This is a genomic window from Alteromonas nitratireducens, assembly GCF_040812025.1.
Classification (GTDB): domain Bacteria; phylum Pseudomonadota; class Gammaproteobacteria; order Enterobacterales; family Alteromonadaceae; genus Alteromonas; species Alteromonas nitratireducens.
The window spans coordinates 108,395-128,415 of sequence record NZ_JBFNPK010000006.1; the positions used below are offsets into that span (position 1 = coordinate 108,395).

The window sequence follows — 20,021 nt, forward strand, 5'->3', positions numbered from 1 at the left end:
ACTGCGGGTAGCACGTTGCTACGGCCGCAAATCGCTGCAACAGGTTACGGGCATAACACCCTTACCTGGCAGGGTTTAGCAGGTAAATCAGGTGTGTCTTGGGGGGCGGAAATATACTGACACGGGGCCGTCAGGCAACATAAAGACAGCCTGGGTACGCAGGCTTCGGATACCCTGTTCAGTCAGTTCAGTGGTATCAACTGGCAGAAAAACCGGGCTGTGAGCAAAATGCAGATCACACTGGCAGTCACCCTCGCAACATTCGCTGCAACTGTCACTGGCCTGTGTCATTGAGGTTTGCTCTGTCATGCCCTGCATGCAGTCACTGTGCGCCATGGTGACGGCGGTGGTGTTGTCCTGCTGCGGCTGATGATTACACACGGCATGGCCTGTGGTTGCTACCACCCGCACACACACCAGCATCAGTATAAAAAACGCAACAAGTTGTCTGGTCACACGACACTCCGGTCACACAAAACCTTAATCGGTACGCGGCTAGTGTAACGGCAGTTCAAAATGAGTGCAAAATCAATGTTCACTGCGCTGCCACAGGGTTTGAATAAATGTGTGCAGCACGCCCTGATCGGCATCACTGAAATAGGGTGCATGGACCTGCTCGAACGAGCCGTCACGATAATGTGCCTGTAATGCGGTATTTACTTTATCAATGAATGCCCGTGACGCAGGCCGGTCATTGCACATCAGGTGGCCGGTGGTGAAGGTTGGCAGTTCGCTGATGGCATATTCACGCAATGGCGTTTGCTGCGACAGAGAGGCTGCAACCGACGGAAACAGTAACGCAAAATCGCCGCGTCCGCGCGCCAGCATTTGCAGATACGCCTGATACGGATCCATCCCCACTTTGTAGTAAAGGCGGGAGGCCGGAATGTTTTCGATAGCCGCATCCAACACCGAGCCGTAGGAGTGGCCACTGATAAGAATGAGCACGCCGGACGCCATAATCGCGTCTGTTAATGAACGCACCTTCCCGTCGTCAGTCAGTAAGGCCGCGCCAAGTGGTGGTGACGACTCGCGCTGATACAGACGCAGTGACAGGTAAATATCGGTAGGCAGACTGAACAGGTAATTCGCCTCGCGCGCCGCCGTTTTCAGTTTAAACGGCATGCACACCGGCGCTTCGCCGTCGAGCAGCTGCAGCGCACGCTCACCGGGGGTAAGCTCAAACGCGGGGGCACCAATATCATTAAACAACTGCTGATACGCAGCCTGAACGATACTGTCGGGCTCGGTGTTATTGCGAATTGCCCTGACAAAACTCTCACGGTCGGTCAGCAGCACCACATTATGGTTACTGTCGCTGTCCGGCTCTGACACATTTTGCGCAACAGCAGGCCCCGTCGCAACAAGCAACAGAGTAAAAAACACAAAAGACAGGGTTGGTAATTTCCCGCGTAACACGTGGCGTTCTCCATGAGAGCTGTTGTAAATAGTAAGCCCTGACCAACGAATTTACCATGTTATTGCATGATGTGCTGTGTAAAACCGACGGCGAATCAAACACAAAGCCACCAAAGGTAAAACCCGCCGGGAAAACGGGAAAAGAAAGGACAGAAAAAAAGCGCCTGTCGGCGCTTTTTTTGATTACATGATGCGGCCAAACACCTTGCGTCTTACGCCAGACTGGCGCTTTTTACGCAGGTTTGAGCGAATTTGGCTGCGCGTGCCCGCCAGCCAGCTCTCTCGGTCGACTTTGGCATCAGCACCGCGACGATTCTCTTCTGTTGTGCGGAAGCTACAGAATTCACGGTAAGCAGACAGGTCCAGCGACATGTCCTGAATAACCAGTTCAATCATGATGGCGTCATCAAGATAACCCAGGCCAGGAATATGATCCGGCACCATATCTTCCGGATCAGTAAAGTAGGCCAGCGACGTAAGAATGTCGCGTTTTTCTTCGTCCGGCATTTGCCATTCTTCGTCTTTCACTGCAGCAATCAGTGCTTCCAGTGAGTCCAGGCGCTCTGAAACAAACGCTGGCAGATTGGCCTGTTCCATGTCTTTGATGGCTTGCTCCGCTTTACTTAAAATTTCGTCGTCGGAGTGTTTACTGGCGTTTTCAGCGGCCGTTTTGATGGCATCGCGGAAATGTTCAAGGTCGCTGTCTGACAGCTCAAAACTAATGGAAATAGGCATAGCACGTTGTCCATGTGAAAGTGTAATTTTAAAAGTAATCAACCGCGGCGTGACTGTCAATTGCTGCCCGCCTCCTATTTACAATCGTTTACAAGTGTTTGATTGAGCGCAAGGTGCATGACACTGACTGACCGGCCAGCGTTGACGGCCACCGGCGGATACTGGCATAAATACACTCACGACACTTATTCTGATAACGCTGCCGGCCCCTGCAGCCGGTTACGGACGTACCTATGGACTATCTTTCGGCCAGTCATATTGCCCAGGCTATCCGTCAGGGCTCGCTCAGTGCCACGGACATCACACAGCACTACCTGAGCAACATTGAACGCTACAATTCGCACTTAAACGCGTTTGTGGATGTGTTCAGCGATCGCGCGGTTTTACAGGCCCGTCAGCGCGATGCAGTGATCAAAAAGACACCGGATAAAGCCGGCCCGCTGCACGGTGTGCCGGTGTCAGTGAAAGAGTGTTTTCTGATGGCCGGGACCCGTTCCAGCGTAAATTATCCCCCACTGAAAAAACACGTCGCCGCCACGACATCCATGCTGGTTCAGCGGCTGGAGCGCGCAGGCGCTGTGATCCTGGGGAAAACCAATATTCCAACGCTGCTGTCTGATGCCCAGACGTTTGGCCCGCTGTACCCGCAGTGTAATAACCCCCACGACCTGTCGCGCACGCCCGGCGGCAGCACCGGTGGTGGCGCCGCTGCGCTGGCCGCTGACATGACGTCGCTTGAGCTGGGCAGCGACATTGGCGGCTCTATTCGCAACCCGTCCGCTTTTTGTGGGCTGTATGGCTTTAAACCAACAGAAAACGGGCACTGTAACGATGGTCATGTTCCGCCCCTGCCCGGCTCTACGCTGGGCTGGAGTGCCATGAACAGCACCGGCCCGCTTGCCCGCCGCGCCGGCGATTTGGCGCTGGCCTGCAAGGTACTGTTTGCGCCTGACTGGGTGGATCAGCATTACCTGCCTGTGGCGTCACCCGCCACCCCGCCGACGTCCCTCAAAGGCCTGAATATTGGCGTACTGACATCGCTTTATCACCTCAATCCGGGCAGCGACGTCACGGCGGCATTGTCGTCGCTACAGCAAAAACTGGAACAGGCGGGTGCTACCGTCACGCCGGTTCATATCGACCCGGAACTGGCCAAGAAACTGCTGCTGTGCTGGGTCAGTCTGTTCGGGTACTTTATGGGGCAAACGTTAAGCTGGCCGATAAGAAAGCTGTTTTATCTGCGTTTTCGCGGCGCCCTGAAAGACTCATCGCTGGACGCCCGCGCGGCGTTTAAACGCGGCCTGGCCATGGACTTTAAAGCCTTTAGCCGCTGTCTGGCCGAGCGCCAGCACCTGATAGGTGAAATTCATCGTTTGTACAGCCCTTACGACACGGTATTGTCGCCCACCGCAATGGGGCCGGCGTTTACCCACAACCACCAGCATCAGCGTATTGCGCTTGATGGCATTGATATGCCGTATATTGACTACTGCTTCCCGTTTGTGGCGCTGTACAACCTGACCGGCATGCCCGTGCTGACCGTGCCTGCCGGACGCAACGACAGCGGTCTGCCGGTTGGGCTGTCATTCGCTGCGGCGCGCCACGCCGACGACTGGCTGCTGGCATTTGGCGAGCTGCTGGAACAGCAGGGCATGACAACACCGCTAACGCAGACACCCGACGCCCTGCAAGCGGTGAACGCCTAGCTACGCCCGACAAGGTGCCAGCGCCCGCCAGTGCGGGTGTGGCATACTCTGACTTTACCGTTAAGGAGTTCCTTTATGCGATTTCTCACTACCTTGTTGCTGGCACTGACCAGTACCTGTGTAATGGCCGCTGGCAGCCTGTCTGACGCACAGGTAAAAAATGCCGCAGCGCTGCGTGACACTGCCCTGAAAAGCGATCTGGCCTATACCATTCTTGAATCACTGACCACCGAGGTCGGCCCCCGCCTGGCAGGGTCGCCGGGCGATGCACGCGCGGTTGACTGGGCGATAAATAAGTTTCAGGAACTGGGTTTTGACAAGGTATACAAAGAGCCTGTGACCTTTAACCGCTGGGTACGCGGCAAAGAAACCGCAGAAGTTGTTGCCCCCTTCCCACAGCCTGTTGTGGTGACGGCATTGGGCAATAGCATCGGCACCGGCGAAGACGGTATTACCGCAGAAATTGTACATTTCAATACGTTCGATGACCTGGTGGCCGCAGACGCTGCACAGGTCAAAGACAAAATTGTGTTTATCAGCTACAAAATGGGCAAAACCCGCGACGGCTCGAGCTACGGCAAGGCCGTTACCGCGCGCAGTAAGGGCGCATCAGTGGCCGGTGAAAAAGGTGCCAAAGCCATTGTCATCCGCTCTATTGGTACCGACGATGATCGTCTGGCCCATACCGGCAACATGAACTACCTGCCTGATGTGACGCAAATTCCAGCCGCCGCCATGTCTAACCCCGACGCCGACCTGCTGCTGAATATGCTTAAGCGCGGCCCGGTAACCTTCAAGCTGACCCTGACCTCGTCACCGGGTGACGAATACACGTCATACAACGTGATTGGCGAAATCACCGGTAAATCAAAGCCCGACGAAGTGGTGGTGATAGGCGGGCATCTTGACTCCTGGGACCTGGGTACCGGCGCCATTGATGACGGTGCCGGCGTTGCCATTACCATGGCCGCCGCCAAACTGATTGCAGAGCAGGGCCGGCCTGAGCGCACGATCCGCGTTGTACTGTGGGCGGCAGAGGAGATTGGTCTGGTGGGTGCCCGCGCCTATGCCGACGCACACGCCGACGAAATGGACAAGCACATCACCGCGGCAGAGTCAGACTTCGGGGCAGGTCCTATCTGGTCGGTAGACTGGTCATCCGCGAATGACAGCGAGCCCATGGTAGATCAGATGATGAGCGTGCTTGCCCCGCTGAACGTTGCCAGGGGCGAACCCAAAGCTACTGGCGGCCCTGACTTATGGCCACTGCGCGGACTGGGCATGAGCACGTTCTCGCTGCGTCAGGACGGCACCGACTACTTTGATTTGCACCACACCGCAAACGACACGCTGGATAAGGTGAACCCCGACGAGCTGGCGCAGAACGTGGCAGTCTACGTGGTGTTTACCTATATGACAGCCAATGTTGACGGCGACTTTGGCCGCGGCATTACCTACTAACACGTCCGGGCGCCCTCATTGCAGGGCGCTCACCCTTCCCTGCTTTCGCTTTTCATGCCATGGTAGTGTCCATCAGACTTTTTTGAGCATACCGCCATGAAACCTATTCTGTTTACCGTTTCTGCCCTGTTGCTGCTGTGTTGCCAGCCAGCCCGCGCGCAAACGCCACCCGGAGCCGACATTTTTCTGGCCGACCTGACGATCAAAGACGACACACCGGCAATTGGTACGCTGCACAACCTGACCGGGCGCCCGGGCTACGACAATCAGCCCTATTTTCTGCCCGACGGCAGTGCCCTGTTTTACACCGCAGAAGTCGACGGACAAACCGACACCCTGCTGTATACCTTCAGCACTGAAAGCACAACCAACCTGACCGACAGTGATGAAAGTGAGTACTCCCCAACGCCAATAGCCAGCGGCGACCTGTTTTCTGTAATTTTCGCACCCGAGGGCATTCAGGAGCTGTGGGCGTATGAGCGCAGTACCGGGGAACGTTATCCGCTGCTTGAGCCCGACTTTCTGATTGGTTATCACGCCTGGATAGACAGCAAACAGGTGCTGATAACCGTACTGACCGACAACGCCATGCAGTTGTACGTTGCTGATGTAACCACCAAAGACGCCACTCTGGTTGCGCCGTCTACCGGTGCCAGCCTGTTTAACATTCCCGGCAGTGACAATATGAGTTTTAATGCCCGTGTGGATGGCAAAAACTGGGTGATGATGCTCAACCCCAAAACCCGTGACATTCAGCCGCTGGTGCAATTACCCGATGACAGCAGCTACTACACCTGGACACCGGACGGGAAAGTACTTGCGGCCAGCCAGGGCAGCCTGTGGTTCTGGGACAGCCAGAAGCCCGGCAGCGCCCTGACCCGCTTTGCCGATATTTCAGACACCTGCCCTGACGGCGCCAGCCGCCTGGCGGTTAACCCGGCCCAAACGCTGATTGCGGTGGTGTGTCATGGGGAGGGAATGTAGCAGGGCTAAGTTCCTGCCAGCTGCAGGCGCAATCTATTCGATGAGCTGGTTGCTCTGCGCCTCACTCATGGTGAGGTTGCTGCACGTTGCGTTTCGCTTTATCAGAGAGCACCTGCAGCACTATCCCCAGCAATATGATGTTCTGAAATTCAGGGTACTCAAAGGTGGCCATCACGGGACCAGTAATCACTTTTGCAAAGTACTCGATGGCATTTAAGACTATCAACCCCTTAAACGCGAACAGCGTGAATCCCTCAACAGTTATACGGTTCATTTCAACGTCCTTTTGAAAATGAGCGAGCCAGGGGCTCGCTTGCTGGTTTCATACGCTTACTGTAGGTAAAGAGCACCCGACTAAATGCTGCCAAAGATGACAGCCTTCGATCAGGTTTTTAAATTGAGGGGTTGGAAGTTTTGCAATGAGATCAGAAGAAGGTCGAGGCTACTGACCAGCAGGCAGCGTCAGCATCACCGTCTGCCAGGTAATATCGTCCCGCCCCAGTTCATCGTCCTGCTTTTCCGGGGTCAGTAACTGAAAGGTCAGCCCGAACTGACTGGCCAGGCTGGCCAGCTCGTCGGCCGATACCGGATACATGGTGCGTGCATCATTACTCACGCCATGGCGAAGGGAGATAATTAGCCTGCCGTTTGGCTTAAGTAAGGCGCTAAGTTTTCGCAGCGACTTTTCGCGCTGGGACGGTGGAATATGCATCCACACTGCGCTTAGCAGAATCAGATCGAACTTAGTTTGTAACGCGAACACCCGCGAAAGGGACGGTAGCGAGTCTGACACCCAGTGAATGGGCTTATCAACACGGTAATGTTTGGCTATTTCACGAATACCACGGGCGGGCTCTACCGCCACAACGCTTAACCCCTTAGATGCCAGATAACGCGCATCGCGACCAGAGCCAGCCCCCACGTCCAGCGCCATACCCGCTTCCGGAATATAGTGAAGCCAGTCTTTATGCACGGTTTCAAACGGCACACTGTTGTACTGTTGTGACAGTGTTTTCGCATTGTCCGAGTAGTACTGGATATTGTCAGACAAGGTGTTGTGTTCCTTTGCAACCTGAGGCTTGCTGTTTCGCACAGCACGATAGAACATCTATAACAGAGATTGGCCCGAAGAAACAAATACGCGTTTAGCTACCGGTTACCGACAACGGCAATACATAGCGTTAAACAGAAAAAAGCCAGGCAAGTGCCTGGCTTCATTTATCAAAAGTAGCTTACAGCGACTCAACACCCATTGAGTACAGGGTAAAGCCGTAAATGTCAGCATACTGCTCAATGGTTTTGCTGACCGGCGTACCCGCACCATGCCCCGCGTCCGTTTCGATGCGAATAAGCATGGGGTTGGGCCCGGTATTTTTCGCCTGCAGCTCGGCAGCAAACTTGAACGAATGCGCCGGTACCACACGGTCATCATGGTCGGCGGTAGTGATCATTGTGGCTGGGTAATCCACACCGCTTTTTACGTTGTGAACCGGAGAGTAGCCCAGCAGATAGCGGAACATCTCTTCACTTTGCTCAGACGTGCCGTAGTCATACGCCCAGCCTGCACCTGCAGTGAAGGTGTGATAACGCAGCATATCCAGCACGCCTACCGCGGGCAGCGCCACTTTTGCCAAATCAGGGCGTTGTGTCATCACCGCACCCACCAGCAGACCACCGTTCGAACCGCCGCGCAGCGCCAGATACTGATAACTGGTGTAGTTGTTTTCAATCAGGTATTCACCGGCGGCAATAAAGTCGTCAAACACGTTCTGCTTCTGCATTTGCGTACCGGCTTTATGCCAGGCCTTACCGTACTCACCGCCACCGCGGATATTGGGCACCGCATACACGCCGCCCATTTCCAGCCAGGCGGCTACCGTGGCGCTGTAACGCGGTGTCAGGCTGATATTAAACCCGCCGTAGCCATACAGCATGGTGGGGTTCTTGCCGTTGCGCTCAAGATCTTTACGGTGGGTAATGATCATGGGCACTTTTGTGCCATCTTTCGACGTGTAAAACACCTGCTCAGACACATACTGACTACCGTCAAACGTGGTAGCCGGCTTCATCACCAGTTCACTTTCACCACTTTCAATGTTGTAGCGATAGGTGGTTTTTGGTGTGCTGTAGTTTTCAAACATGAAGTAAGTCAGCGTGGCGTCTTTGGCGCCGGTGAACGAACCAATGCCGCCCAGGTCGCGGCCTGATGATTCAACCGAGCCAATACCCGGCAGCGCCACTTCCCTTACGAACGTACCGTCCAGCGCGTACTGCTTCACCTGCGAAATAGCGTCCACCATGTATTCAGCAAAGAAGTAGCCACCCACCGTCGACACTGACAGCACATGATCAGTTTCAGGCAGTACATCCACCCAGTTTGCAACGGCCGGGTTACTGGCTGCCACACTGACCACTTTGGAATTCGGCGCGTTCAGGTTGGTTTTAAAGTACAGCGTGCCGTCTTTTACCAGCAGCAGTTCGGCATCGGTTTCCAGATCGTCTTTAACAGTAACAAACCCGGCATCCGGGTTTTGCAGATCCTGAATAAACACGCGGTTACCCGACGTAGACACCGCTGCGCTAACAATAAGGTAACGGCCTTCGTCACCCACTTTGGCGCCCACATAACGGTGTTTCTGCTCGTCAGTATGACCAAACACTTTCTGGTCGTCGGCCTGCGCTGTGCCTACTTTGTGGTAGTACACTTTATGCTGGTCGGTTTTTTCGCTTAGCTCCGAGCCCTTTGGCTTGTCGTAGCTGGAGTAATAAAACCCCTCGTTTTTGTACCAGGACAGATCACTGAATTTTACGTTAACCAGTTTCTCGCCAATCAGCGTTTTGGTTTCGGCGTTCATCACGTACACGTCACGCCAGTCGCTTCCACCGGTAGAGGTCTGGTAAGCCACCAGCGAACCATCTTCCGAGAACGACAGCCCCGCCAGCGACACCGTACCGTCGTCGCTGAAGGTGTTAGGATCGATAAACACTTCCGGCTCGCCATCCCCTTTCTGGCGATACACTACGGCCTGATTCTGCAGCCCGTCGTTTTTATAGAAATACGTGTAGTCGCCTTTTTCAAACGGCGCAGATACCCGCTCATAGTTAAGCAGCGCGCTTAGCTTTTCAGCGATTTTCCCGCGATAAGGAATGTTAGCCAGGTAGCTTTGGGTTACCTTATTTTGCGCTTTCACCCAGTTCGCGGTTTCGTCGCTGCGATCATCTTCCAGCCAGCGATACGGGTCGGCCACGTCCACATTAAAATAAGTGTCGACCACCTCCCCTTTACGGGTGTCCGGATAGTTAATTGCCGGCGCAGCGGGTGCACTGGCATCGGCGGTTTGTGTTTGCGAAGACGTTGTATCAGGCTGACAGGCACTGATTGCGCCGGTAAGTGACAGCAACGCCACCGGCAGAATAAAGCGTTTTATCTGAACCATGAGTTTCCCATCGTGTTGTTGGTATTGTTATGTGTAATAAACGACTTATTCATACTACCCAGAATTGACGATGGATTCTTTTGTTTTCTGTGGTTGGGTGCTGCGATAAGGCTGAGGCCGGACTCTGCAACGGAAAGGAAAGTATGCCCGGTTTTGTGTGCGTTGGCAGACTTAATCGGACGGCAGGTCGGCCAGATTAAATCCGTCACGAAGCAGCAATAACCTGGCCAGCGACCCGCGAAGGGAAACCACTTTTTTTATGGTAGCGTTATCCAGGTCACGGTAGGGATACATTTCTATTAACTCAGACAGCAGCGCATCCAGCTGTGCATCATCCGCGCTGGCAACAGCCATACGGCCTACCCCCAGTTGTTGGTAGATTGCATCCAGGTTAGCCTGGGCTGTGGCTTCTGCCTCGCGCATATCCATGATAGTGCCCGTACACTGCGAACGCATTTCGGCTCGCAAAAAAAATGAAGAGTTACTACGGGTATAGTCCTGGATAGGAATTGTTGCCAGTGGATTATTCAGCAACCTCACACGGGTGGCGCAGGCGGGGTTCGGGATTTTTGTTTTTTTGCGGTTGCTGCGGTATAAAACTGTTCAACCGGCTTCAGCAACGCACCAAGCAACATAAGAACAATAGCAATAAGCAGCGTGCCGCGCACTTCCTCCAGCCTGACCACGTGCGAGTCAAGATAGCCAAAGATGTACATCGCCAGCGACAGAATGACCAGCAACCAACCGGATAGTGTTGAAATCAGGCTCATAGATACTGCATGTAAATCCCAAACCTACAACGCCGCTATAATACGGCAGTTGCGTGAATCCGGTAAGTGACATTTTGTTTATTTGGTGAAGGTATTGCGTAAAAGGTGTATCGCATGGATACCAGTTACCATGGGGACGACTGCATCAATATAACTATGGTGCCTACCGGCAAAGCGGAAAAATAAGCTCAAAAAGTATCCACGTTTCATTGACCATATCAATAAGTCAATACTACAAGGTTGGAATTAATACCCAACTAAGACACCCTCTGAGTTACTATGTCATGGTTGTTAAACAAGGATGTTTGATTATGCCCAGAAAAAACATGTCATTTGCTGACGATCTTTTTCACGCGCCATGGTGGGTTTCTGTAATCACGGCAGTTATTGTCTATTTCGTAATGGGCTACGTTTTGCCGTTAATAGAAACAGACAACCAGCTTCTCAGTGCGCTATTTAAGGCGCTTGCCGTTCCCGCCCCATTTTTCGCCATAGTCATATTTCTCATTGCGCCATTTTCGTTTTTTAATGCTCGCCGAAAAGCAAACCAATTAGATACGCAGAAGAGTATTATGAAGACAATTAAAGTTAAGAGCAGCATTTATGGAATTAGAGAATAGAACTGTCAAAAATGATATCTGGCTTAGCAGCAAAGAAGCGAAGAAGGTGCTTAAGGTATCCAGCTGTGAACTGATGCACCTTCGGGTCTCTGGCAAATTACCTTTTAAAAAACAAGGTAACGCCTATTTTTACCAGATACCGGATTCGTTAAAGCAGACTTCGTAGTGCCGAAGTAATCTGATCAATTGGCAACTGTTCTGTGGTCACGCCAAATGAGACACGAATAGCGCCAGCGATGCGATCTGAATCCAACCCCATAGCAGTTAAAACATGCGATGGGGTATAGCTACTTGATGTACAAGCAGAGCCGTTTGATACAGCAATAATACCCTTTAGCTTTACCATCGCCGCTTCTGAGTTAATCCCCGGTACAGAAAAATTAACGACATAGGGCGAAGTATTCTGACCATTAACTTCACCGCCCAGCTCGCTTACTGCAGCCATAAAGTTGGCTTTTAACTCACTGACATGCGCCAGCCATTCTTCGGCATTCTCTGCAGCCAGCTCGCATGCGAGGCCAAATCCTGCTATTAGCGGGGTCGCCAGCGTACCAGGACGCAAGCCCTTTTCTTGCCCGCCGCCAAAATAAATAGGTCTCAGCGGAGGTTTCATAAAGCCCCGACGACGCATGATCAGCGCACCAATGCCCTTGGGGGCATACAATTTGTGGCCACTGACACTGATAAAATCGATACGGCTACTATCAAGATCAAACGGATACTTACCAAAACTCTGTGCAGCGTCGACATGCAAATAAGCTTCATGCTCTTCCAGCAACTGACAGATTTCTGCGATGGGTTGAATTGCACCAGTTTCGTTGTTGATGTGCATTATTGACACCAGCACGGTATCGTCACGCAGTGCCGCTTTTAGCTGCTCAATATCCACTTGCCCATCACTTGTTGCATCCAGGTAGGTAACTTCAAAGCCCTGCTGCTCAAGGTGCTCTATAGGTTCAAGTACTGCTTTATGCTCCAGCTTACTGGTAATAATATGTTTTTTACCGCTACGCTCTGCAAATTCACGTAAGCCCAAAATGGCGATATTATTACTCTCTGTAGCACCACTGGTAAAAATCACTTCTGTTTTGTCCGCTTTGGCAATTTCAGCAACTTGCGCACGGGCTGTTTCCACTGCGCGCTTAGCCGCCACACCATATTCATGGGTACGACTACCGGCATTGCCATACTCCTCGACCATCAGTTTATAAACCAAATCAGCAACTGCAGGTAAAACGGGGGTTGTAGCGTTAAAATCCAAATATACAGTCATAAATATTGCCGAAGTTTTTTGCCTAAATTAGCAGACATGTAAAAGTCTAACTGATACTATATCGCCCCTGTTTGTACAAACAAGCTATAATTTTGTACAAACAATAATTAGTTAAACAGTTAGGTATTGGTGTGAACAGTATATCGTCAGGGACGTCTTTTCCAGCCATTCGTGGAGTGCAAGCAGGTAGTGAATACTACATTGTTATGTGTCCATTAAAAAGACTTCGTAAGGTATTTACCTTCGATGAGAGCGCATTACCGGTTGAAGCACGGGCACAGCGTACGTTGAATCCAGAGCGCATTCCCCAAATAACCAATTATATTCTGTCTCAACGCGAAGATTACGCTTTTTCAGCTATTACCGCATGTATTGAAGGCGCTAGCGCCTTTACTCCTATAGGTAGCGGTGCGCATGAGACCAATATTGGCACCCTGACTATTGATGCCGATGCCGAGGTTTATATTACAGACGGACAACATCGCAATGCTGCTATTGCAGAGGCATTAAAACAAGATCCGACTTTGGCTGATGAAAGTATTTCCGTGGTGTTTTTTGCGGATAAAACTTTAGAAGATAGGCAAAAAATCTTTAAAGATTTAAACCTCTACCCGAAAAAGGCTGACCGCTCACTAGGTATAACCTACGACAATTCGCCCTGCGCCATGCTTTCAAAAGAGCTTATTTACAATAATCCTGTGTTACAGAAACTAATTGATTTAGAGAAAAACAGCTTAAGTCCACGTTCAAAGAAGCTACTTACACATAGCGCGTTTAATCGAGCAACAAAAGAGCTGTTTGATAAAGTGACCGCTGATAACTATCAGAAGTTAAGCATAGTCGCTGCTGAATATTGGCAGACGGTTTATGAGAACATGACTGAGTGGCAGTTCGTATATGAAGATAAACTCTCTGCGGGCGATGCCAGAAAGCATTCTGTTAATGTGCACTCAGTAACACTACAAGCTTTGGGTCTTGTAGGCCGTCAATTATTGAAAGTCCCTAAATGGCAGCAATCCTTAAAAAAACTAAAACAAATAAACTGGGATAGAAGTAATAAAGCCGATTGGGAGGGGCGCTGTATGATAAATGGTGAGATGAGCAATAATTCAAGCCGAGCCAAAGCCACTGCAACTCGCATCAAGCTGTTATTAGGTTTACCCCTCAGTGCCAAAGAACAACAAGACGAAGCCAAATTAACAGGTAACAACCATGAGTAGTGAACTCGCTGTAAACGTTTACTCAGCCTTTACCAAAAAAGGTTTAAAGCAAACGCTTGAAGATGCAAAAGCTCATGTGAAGCAACTCTATTTGTCTGATGAAATCCCCTGGGTCATCGGCTATAGCGGCGGTAAAGACTCTACTGCTATTTTGCAGCTTATCTGGTACGCACTAATTGATTTAAAGGCTGAAGGTAAGTGTCATAAAGATGTACATGTTATAAGCACGGATACCTTAGTGGAAAACCCCTTTGTTGCTATGTGGGTAGAGAAATCACTGGAACGGATGAAGGAAACCACTGCCAAGCAAAGCTTACCAATTATTCCTCATCGCTTAACCCCAGCTGTAAAAGATCGCTTTTGGGTTAACTTAATTGGTAAAGGCTATCCTGCACCACGCTATAAATTCCGCTGGTGTACTGATCGATTAAAAATATCTCCGTCGAACACCTTTATAAATAACCTGGTCGACAAGCGTGGCGAGGCGATACTAGTACTAGGCACGCGTAAAGCGGAAAGTACTGCTCGAGCAGCCTCAATGGAGCATTACGAAAGTATAGACAGCAATACACGTCGAGCCGACGGCCTTACAGCCAACGGCAGTTTAGACCGGGTATGGGTTTATACACCGATTGCCGATTGGACCAATGACGACGTTTGGGTCTACCTAAACTCAGTGTCCAACCCATGGAATTTCCCTAACCACGACTTGATGGGTATGTACCAAGGTGCTACAGAAGGTGGCGAATGCCCGCTGGTCGTGGATAAAAGCACCCAAAGCTGTGGTGATAGCCGTTTCGGTTGTTATGTCTGCACCATGGTGTCAGAAGACAAATCTATGTCGGCGATGATTGCCAACGACGATGAAAAAGAATGGATGCTACCGCTGTTAAATTTGCGTAATAAAATCGACGTCAATGATGCCAACAGAGATAAGAAGCTGGATAAACTGCGTCGTGATAAAGCACGCCGTGATTTTCGTCGTATGAATGGCAACCTTACTGTGCACATTTCCAAACATGGCGCTGATATCGTACCGGGACCTTACATTCAAAGCTTTCGCGAAGAGTTATTGAAAAAAGTACTGGAAGCACAAGTCGCCGTTCAACAAATGGGCCCACCCGAGGTTAAAACCTTAGAGCTGTTGCCGCTTGAAGAACTAGAAGAGATCCGCCGTATTTGGCTGGAAGAAAAGCTCGAGGTTGAAGATAGCTTACCGGCTATTTATGAAAAAGTGCTCAAAAAGCCGTATCCCGGCGAGAAGCGGGCGCATCACCCGATATTAAATAGATCGGTACTGGACAAACTGAAAGACTATTGCGCCAAGCAAGATGACAAAGACGGTTTAATGTATCAGCAAGTACGCGCTGTAATGGCGATAGCCAACAAGCACAAAAACCAATTGCGCCGGGCAAACCTGGCAGCTGAATTAGATGACAGTCTGGAAAAAGGTGCATTCTCTTCATTAGAAGATGCGAAAACCTTTGCGCTGGAGCGCAAGAGGCATGAACTGCAAATTCAATACGACAATTCACCTAATCTAACAGCAAAAGAAAAAGAGGCTATCGCCGAACAAATTGCCGTTATTACTCGCTCAATTAAGGAAGAGGGTTATAGCTCATTGCTGATTGAAACTGAGGTAGTCAGCGATGATATTTAAGGAACTGCAAATTCAAAACTTTGGTATTTACCAGGGTGAGCACAGTATTAAGCTTGATGTGACGGCAGATAAACCGGTGGTATTACTTGGCGCGCTTAACGGTGGCGGTAAAACAACCTTTTTAGATGCCATTCAACTCGTACTTTATGGCAAACATGCTAAATGCTCTAACCGTGCCGGCACGGCTTATGGCAGTTTTTTAGCCAGCTGTAAAAACCGCTTCGCGCCACATGATGCCGAAGTCAAACTCAGCTTGTCGTTTATACACCGCACCGACAATACAGTGCGTCTGTATGACATTGAGCGTAGCTGGCAGGTAAAAGGGTTAGAGGCTAAAGATAAAGTGCGCGTGTTGGTAAACGCGGTTTATGACGAGCACCTAAGCCAATACTGGGATGACTTTGTAAATGAGTTTATCCCACTCAGTTTATCCGACCTATTCTTTTTCGATGGTGAAAAAATTGAGAACCTAGCGCACCCACAACGTTCATCAGAGCTAGTAAAAACCGGTATCGAGAGCTTGCTGGGACTAGATTTATTATCACAGCTGCAAATCGACTTAGCCCAGGTTGATAAAAAGCGCCGCGCCGGTAACGTTGACCAAAGTGTGATGGCCAAAGTATCGGCTTGTGAAGATGAGATGGGACAGCACAATGTGCTGATGTCTGATCTGAAAAAAACCATCGCCGATATCGAACAGCAGATGAGCGATACCAATATTGCCATTAATAAAGCACGCCAAGCTGTTCGCAATAGCGGCGCGCACCTAATCGAAAAGCGTGACGAGCTCAAATTTGAACTAGGTGCGGTTGAAGCCAAGCTTAAACTCAATAAAGCAGAGCAAATAAAGCTCGCCGCCGGTGTTGGCCCGTTAGCACTGGTCAAAGATCTGATTGCACAAACCAAAGCACAAATAAAGCTGGAAACAGAGGCAAAACAAGCCAAGGTGTTGGATGAGGCCATTAGTGCATATGATGAAAAAATTCTGGCAGCATTAAGCCAAAGTGCAGCGCCCGAACAAACCATTGCTCAGGTTAGCAATACCATGGCTGAGCAAGCCGAAGCTCGTCAGCAATTAGCCAGCGTAGAATGCTACCTTAATACTGATTTGGGTATTTTTAATGGCCTGGATGAGCGGATAGCGGAAGAAGATAAGCTACGCAAACGCTTAAAGCAGGATGAAGCCAAGCTGTTGGAACAATACGCTTTGCTGCAAAAGCAGCTAGATACCATACCGGCTTACGACTCAGTTCAGCATTTAATTACTGAATTGGCAGAGTATGAGGCTACCTTTAAAAACCTCAGCACCCGCCATAAGCAAAAACAACAACTGCTCGACCAAGCAATTGCGAAAAGCAATGTATTGTCACAGCGCTACACCAACTTATTAGCACAGCAAAACAAAGACACCTTTGAGCAAAAGCGCACTATTCAAGTTAGTGAGCACATTAAAAAGCTTAAAACCACGTTACAGGGCTTTGCTGAACAGCTTATTAGTGAAAATATCGATCAGTTACAACGCTTGGTAAAGCAGAAGTTTGATGCATTGGGCCGCAAATCACAGTTGATTAGCGATCTAACCATCTGCCCAACCAGTTTTGCGATTACGCTGTACGACGCAGCAGGTAATGCCTTGCAGCCTGCTAACCTATCAGCCGGTGAGCGCCAGCTGCTCGCTATTGCTATTCTATGGGGCTTGGCAGAAGCATCAGGTAAGGAACTGCCTACCGTTATCGACACCCCGTTGGGGCGTTTAGATGGCAAGCACCGTAGCAACCTGGTAAATAACTACTTCCCAAAAGCCGGGCCGCAGGTCATTTTGCTGTCTACTGACGAGGAAATTGTTGGTGATTATTACCAACAACTTAAGCCTTATATCGCCCGCGAGTTTCATATTAGCTACAACGAGCCAGCCAAAAGCTCCGGTTTTAACGAGGGATACTTCTGATTATGCAAAGCATTGACATCATTCGTTTATCAGAAAAGCAAAAGCAGCAACTGATTATCCTAAAACGTAAAACCGGCATCGAGAACTGGAACGTGCTATGCCGCTGGGCGCTATGCATGTCACTGGCCGACCCAACAGTACCACCGAAGGAAGATATTCCTTCGGATAGTAATGTTGAAATGACCTGGAAAACTTTTGCTGGTGAATACGCCGATGTTTACATGACTCTTTTGAAAGAGTCATACCGCAAATTTTTCAAAAGCGCCGGAGAAACAGATTTATCGACCTTTTTGAAAATTCATTTGAATAGAGGTATAAACCTTTACAGTAAATCTATATAACAAATACATCTCACACTGGGAGTGGAGAAAAGATGTGCTTGCGGGATTAACAATCACATCTTTCATAAAATTTTCGCTCTTTAGCTGCCTATAGAGCTAGCTTGCTGCTCAAGATTAACTGAAAGGACATCTTCGCTAACAGGATAGTGAAATCCTCTTAAATCCAAGAACGCTTTTCGCGCTTTTTTAATATCAGCTCGTGTTTTGGGCGCGATATGAACTTTCAACATATCTTCCAACAACGCAGTGAAATCTCTACTGGTTAGCATTTTGCTTGGCTCGGAGGGGGTCTCCGAGATATTGCAAACGCAATTCCAAGGTGAAGATTTAACATTCCAATCCAGCTCGCTCAGCTTGACAAATGCCTGTTCCCAAGTGATTCGACCTTCTCTGATAAGTTGAGATATAACATCCGTAACAACACGCTGGATTACACCTTTTAAAAAGGCGTGCTCTTTTCCAGAATCCATCTTATTCTTCCTAAAGACTCTGATGTCGTCTTTCTGAGAAAGGCTAAGAACATCTCCACAAGCTTCAAATAGATTAGTAATTCTGTCAGAAATCTTATTGTAACTTTGTTCTAGATCGTCGTCAGTAGGTCTGATATTGATGTTGTGACCATCTATCTCTGTGCCTACTGAAAGTGCTTTAACCATCTCATAAAGTTGCTTTATAGACGTTATGGCTTTTCTATCTGAGTTAGACACACTAGTTGAAATAGAGAGACCACCTTCACTATTCTGACGTCTATAAATAGACACAACCCCATTATCGGACAAAATAGGATGCTCATTTATCAAGCGCCTATTGATAACAGCGTAACCATCATCTTCATCTAGAACAATATTCTCAGTAGATGTTGTGGATTTCGCATTTTTATTAATATTCGAAAATAAACGACGAGTTCTCTCCTGGCCCTCTGGAGTATTAAAGTGACTAACAAGAATCACACTAATTTCTTCATTACCTAATTCAGGCTTTCTCTTAATGGCATCTTTAATCGCTCTCAATCTATGTTGGCCATCCAAAGCAAAATACTGCTGTGAGCCGTCAAATGTCAGAACGCCAAAACCGCTATCTAGACCTTTTATTAGATCGTCACTTTCGTCCATTTTTACTGGTATATAATTTGGGTGCCCCCCCCAAGCCGCGACAATCAACGAGCCCAAAAACCTATGTTCGGATTTTATTAAGTACTCAACTATGCCTTGCGTTCTATCTGAGATCCCTCTTTGGAGCAACTCATTGAGCTCTGGATTTCCACCCAGCTCGTATGCAAATGAGCACTCCTTTGCAACTTGGGCGTACTTCATCACACAAATGTAGTAATTCCAATCGCCTACTTTCGCCTTTAACGCTGGTATTAGAGTTTTGTTCGACATATTATCCTCAAAATGCGGGTTCAATTCTTGAATGGTCTAGTTTTAGCATTGGAACCTTATTGCCAATTGGTGAATAAGACTTCTTGAGCTTATTTAGCGCTGTTTTTACAAGCTCAATGTTTACTGCCTCTGTCGTTGTGAAACTAAATATCAAATCTCCTTCACGGCATCGCATTTCAAACTTCAGAATATCAGCAGAAAATTTGCTATTAGAAATTGACCTACTCTCAAAAATCGACAATAACTCAGAAAAATGATGACGAAGGTTTCCCCCATCGTCCCCACCAATAAAAACTATATTTCTTGTATATAAGTTTGATTCACTGCTCGAAATTAAATCCTTAAAAAACAATATAAAAACACCAGTTTGCTCTGGAACTTCGTTTAGATTATCTTGCAAAAGATTTAACTCTTGCCAACTTGAACCAATCGCAGTTATTTCGCTTCTTAGTGAACTAACATATTCCCTATTAATTAAGTATTCTTCTGATAACAAACAACTTACTATTCCCATAGCGAAATGCCCTTAATTACGGCTTTTTAATTAGCTTCACGTTCTGATACGTAACATTATTACTAATTGCACCTTTATATGTGAAGATACCTTCGAGTGAAGACGAAGCTGAACCTAAATTCATAACCAAAGTGCCATAGGTAGATTTGCTTCTGCTCTCCGGCATAAGCGTCATGACAACGATCCCGTCTATGATCTGCCCTTCCGCTTTAAATGCCCCAGAACGCATACCACTAGAACTTTCAAATTGCTGGGAGAATGCACCTTTAATTGTATGCCCCTGTTGCGTCGAAATTTGAAGCATTGAAATTACGGTTGGCTTACCCTCTGCGCCATCGCTGTTATCAACTGGTTCTTCGCTCTGCCAAACTCCCTCTATCTCAACTCCTCGATATACTAAATCTTGAAACCAAGGTTTAATTTGCTTCTGATAGAACACGAAAAAAAGCCATATGAAGAAAGCTGAAAATATCCCGCTGGGAATCCCTAAAATTATAGTAATCAAGTGCTGATTCAATTTAAAACCCCAATATTAATATAACTGACACTTA

19 protein-coding genes and 1 pseudogene are annotated in these 20,021 nt (G+C 48.9%); 8 read left to right on the forward strand and 12 right to left on the reverse strand.

Annotated features, from left to right (window positions below; translation table 11 throughout):
• Positions 1–87: 87 nt before the first annotated feature.
• From AB1N33_RS07535 to AB1N33_RS07545, 3 genes are all read right to left on the reverse strand, one after another.
• Positions 88–456 carry a hypothetical protein gene (locus AB1N33_RS07535; RefSeq protein WP_411270936.1) on the reverse strand — a complete coding sequence of 123 codons (369 nt, stop codon included), beginning with the start codon at positions 454–456 and terminating at the stop codon, positions 88–90.
• Between the two features lie 72 nt (positions 457–528).
• Positions 529–1,419 (reverse strand): hypothetical protein, encoded by an 891-nt coding sequence (locus AB1N33_RS07540; protein ID WP_411270937.1) that lies wholly within the window; start codon positions 1,417–1,419, stop codon positions 529–531.
• 183 nt (positions 1,420–1,602) lie between these two features.
• Entirely contained in the window at positions 1,603–2,154 is a 552-nt protein-coding gene (locus AB1N33_RS07545; RefSeq protein WP_411270938.1) for a YkvA family protein, read from the reverse strand.
• A 233-nt stretch (positions 2,155–2,387) separates the two neighbouring features.
• Between AB1N33_RS07545 and AB1N33_RS07550 the strand changes: the two genes are divergently transcribed.
• The 3 genes from AB1N33_RS07550 (at position 2,388) to AB1N33_RS07560 (ending at position 6,305) form a co-directional block, all read left to right on the forward strand.
• Positions 2,388–3,860 (forward strand): amidase, encoded by a 1,473-nt coding sequence (locus tag AB1N33_RS07550; protein ID WP_411270939.1) that lies wholly within the window; start codon positions 2,388–2,390, stop codon positions 3,858–3,860.
• 75 nt (positions 3,861–3,935) lie between these two features.
• A complete protein-coding gene (locus tag AB1N33_RS07555; protein WP_411270940.1) occupies positions 3,936–5,321 on the forward strand; it encodes a M20/M25/M40 family metallo-hydrolase in 1,386 nt (461 codons plus the stop codon).
• Between the two features lie 96 nt (positions 5,322–5,417).
• Complete coding sequence (locus AB1N33_RS07560) at positions 5,418–6,305, forward strand: TolB family protein (protein WP_411270941.1); 888 nt, start codon at positions 5,418–5,420, stop codon at positions 6,303–6,305.
• A gap of 61 nt (positions 6,306–6,366) precedes the next feature.
• Here AB1N33_RS07560 and AB1N33_RS07565 read toward each other — a convergent pair whose 3' ends face one another.
• The 5 genes from AB1N33_RS07565 to AB1N33_RS07585 all read right to left on the reverse strand — a co-directional run bounded on the left by AB1N33_RS07565 (position 6,367) and on the right by AB1N33_RS07585 (position 10,512).
• Positions 6,367–6,579: a hypothetical protein gene (locus tag AB1N33_RS07565; protein WP_411270942.1), complete on the reverse strand. Its 213-nt coding sequence runs from the start codon at positions 6,577–6,579 to the stop codon at positions 6,367–6,369.
• Positions 6,580–6,747: 168 nt separating this feature from the next.
• On the reverse strand, positions 6,748–7,356 hold the full coding sequence (locus AB1N33_RS07570) for a class I SAM-dependent methyltransferase (RefSeq protein ID WP_411270943.1): 609 nt from the start codon (positions 7,354–7,356) through the stop codon (positions 6,748–6,750).
• Between the two features lie 181 nt (positions 7,357–7,537).
• Entirely contained in the window at positions 7,538–9,742 is a 2,205-nt protein-coding gene (locus tag AB1N33_RS07575) for a prolyl oligopeptidase family serine peptidase (protein WP_411270944.1), read from the reverse strand.
• 171 nt (positions 9,743–9,913) lie between these two features.
• Entirely contained in the window at positions 9,914–10,171 is a 258-nt protein-coding gene (locus AB1N33_RS07580) for a hypothetical protein (protein ID WP_411270945.1), read from the reverse strand.
• Positions 10,172–10,278: 107 nt separating this feature from the next.
• On the reverse strand, positions 10,279–10,512 hold the full coding sequence (locus tag AB1N33_RS07585) for a hypothetical protein (protein ID WP_411270946.1): 234 nt from the start codon (positions 10,510–10,512) through the stop codon (positions 10,279–10,281).
• A 311-nt stretch (positions 10,513–10,823) separates the two neighbouring features.
• On the opposite strand from AB1N33_RS07585, the pseudogene AB1N33_RS07590 reads away from it, so the two are divergent.
• Positions 10,824–11,084, forward strand: a pseudogene (locus AB1N33_RS07590) (DUF2034 domain-containing protein); the annotation flags it as partial.
• Between the two features lie 196 nt (positions 11,085–11,280).
• Here AB1N33_RS07590 and dndA read toward each other — a convergent pair.
• Entirely contained in the window at positions 11,281–12,405 is a 1,125-nt protein-coding gene (dndA, locus tag AB1N33_RS07595; protein WP_411270947.1) for a cysteine desulfurase DndA, read from the reverse strand.
• 131 nt (positions 12,406–12,536) lie between these two features.
• Here dndA and dndB point away from each other — a divergent pair, with 131 nt between their 5' ends.
• Genes dndB through dndE form a run of 4 tightly spaced genes read left to right on the forward strand, consistent with a single transcriptional unit; the run spans position 12,537 to position 17,574 of the window.
• Complete coding sequence (dndB, locus tag AB1N33_RS07600; RefSeq protein ID WP_411270948.1) at positions 12,537–13,625, forward strand: DNA sulfur modification protein DndB; 1,089 nt, start codon at positions 12,537–12,539, stop codon at positions 13,623–13,625.
• Positions 13,618–15,285 (forward strand): DNA phosphorothioation system sulfurtransferase DndC, encoded by a 1,668-nt coding sequence (gene dndC, locus AB1N33_RS07605; RefSeq protein WP_411270949.1) that lies wholly within the window; start codon positions 13,618–13,620, stop codon positions 15,283–15,285. The genes dndB and dndC overlap by 8 nt, the downstream gene beginning before the upstream one ends.
• Positions 15,275–17,233: a DNA sulfur modification protein DndD gene (gene dndD, locus AB1N33_RS07610; RefSeq protein ID WP_411270950.1), complete on the forward strand. Its 1,959-nt coding sequence runs from the start codon at positions 15,275–15,277 to the stop codon at positions 17,231–17,233. The genes dndC and dndD overlap by 11 nt, the downstream gene beginning before the upstream one ends.
• Before the next feature lie 2 nt (positions 17,234–17,235).
• Entirely contained in the window at positions 17,236–17,574 is a 339-nt protein-coding gene (gene dndE, locus AB1N33_RS07615) for a DNA sulfur modification protein DndE (RefSeq protein WP_411270951.1), read from the forward strand.
• Between the two features lie 80 nt (positions 17,575–17,654).
• On the opposite strand, the gene AB1N33_RS07620 is transcribed toward dndE, so the two are convergent.
• Genes AB1N33_RS07620 through AB1N33_RS07630 form a run of 3 tightly spaced genes read right to left on the reverse strand, consistent with a single transcriptional unit; the run spans position 17,655 to position 19,975 of the window.
• Positions 17,655–18,956, reverse strand: a complete 1,302-nt coding sequence (locus AB1N33_RS07620; protein ID WP_411270952.1) for a DNA sulfur modification protein DndB — start codon at positions 18,954–18,956, stop codon at positions 17,655–17,657.
• 7 nt (positions 18,957–18,963) lie between these two features.
• Positions 18,964–19,470, reverse strand: a complete 507-nt coding sequence (locus AB1N33_RS07625; RefSeq protein WP_411270953.1) for a hypothetical protein — start codon at positions 19,468–19,470, stop codon at positions 18,964–18,966.
• Positions 19,471–19,486: 16 nt separating this feature from the next.
• Entirely contained in the window at positions 19,487–19,975 is a 489-nt protein-coding gene (locus AB1N33_RS07630) for a hypothetical protein (RefSeq protein WP_411270954.1), read from the reverse strand.
• Positions 19,976–20,021: the final 46 nt, after the last annotated feature.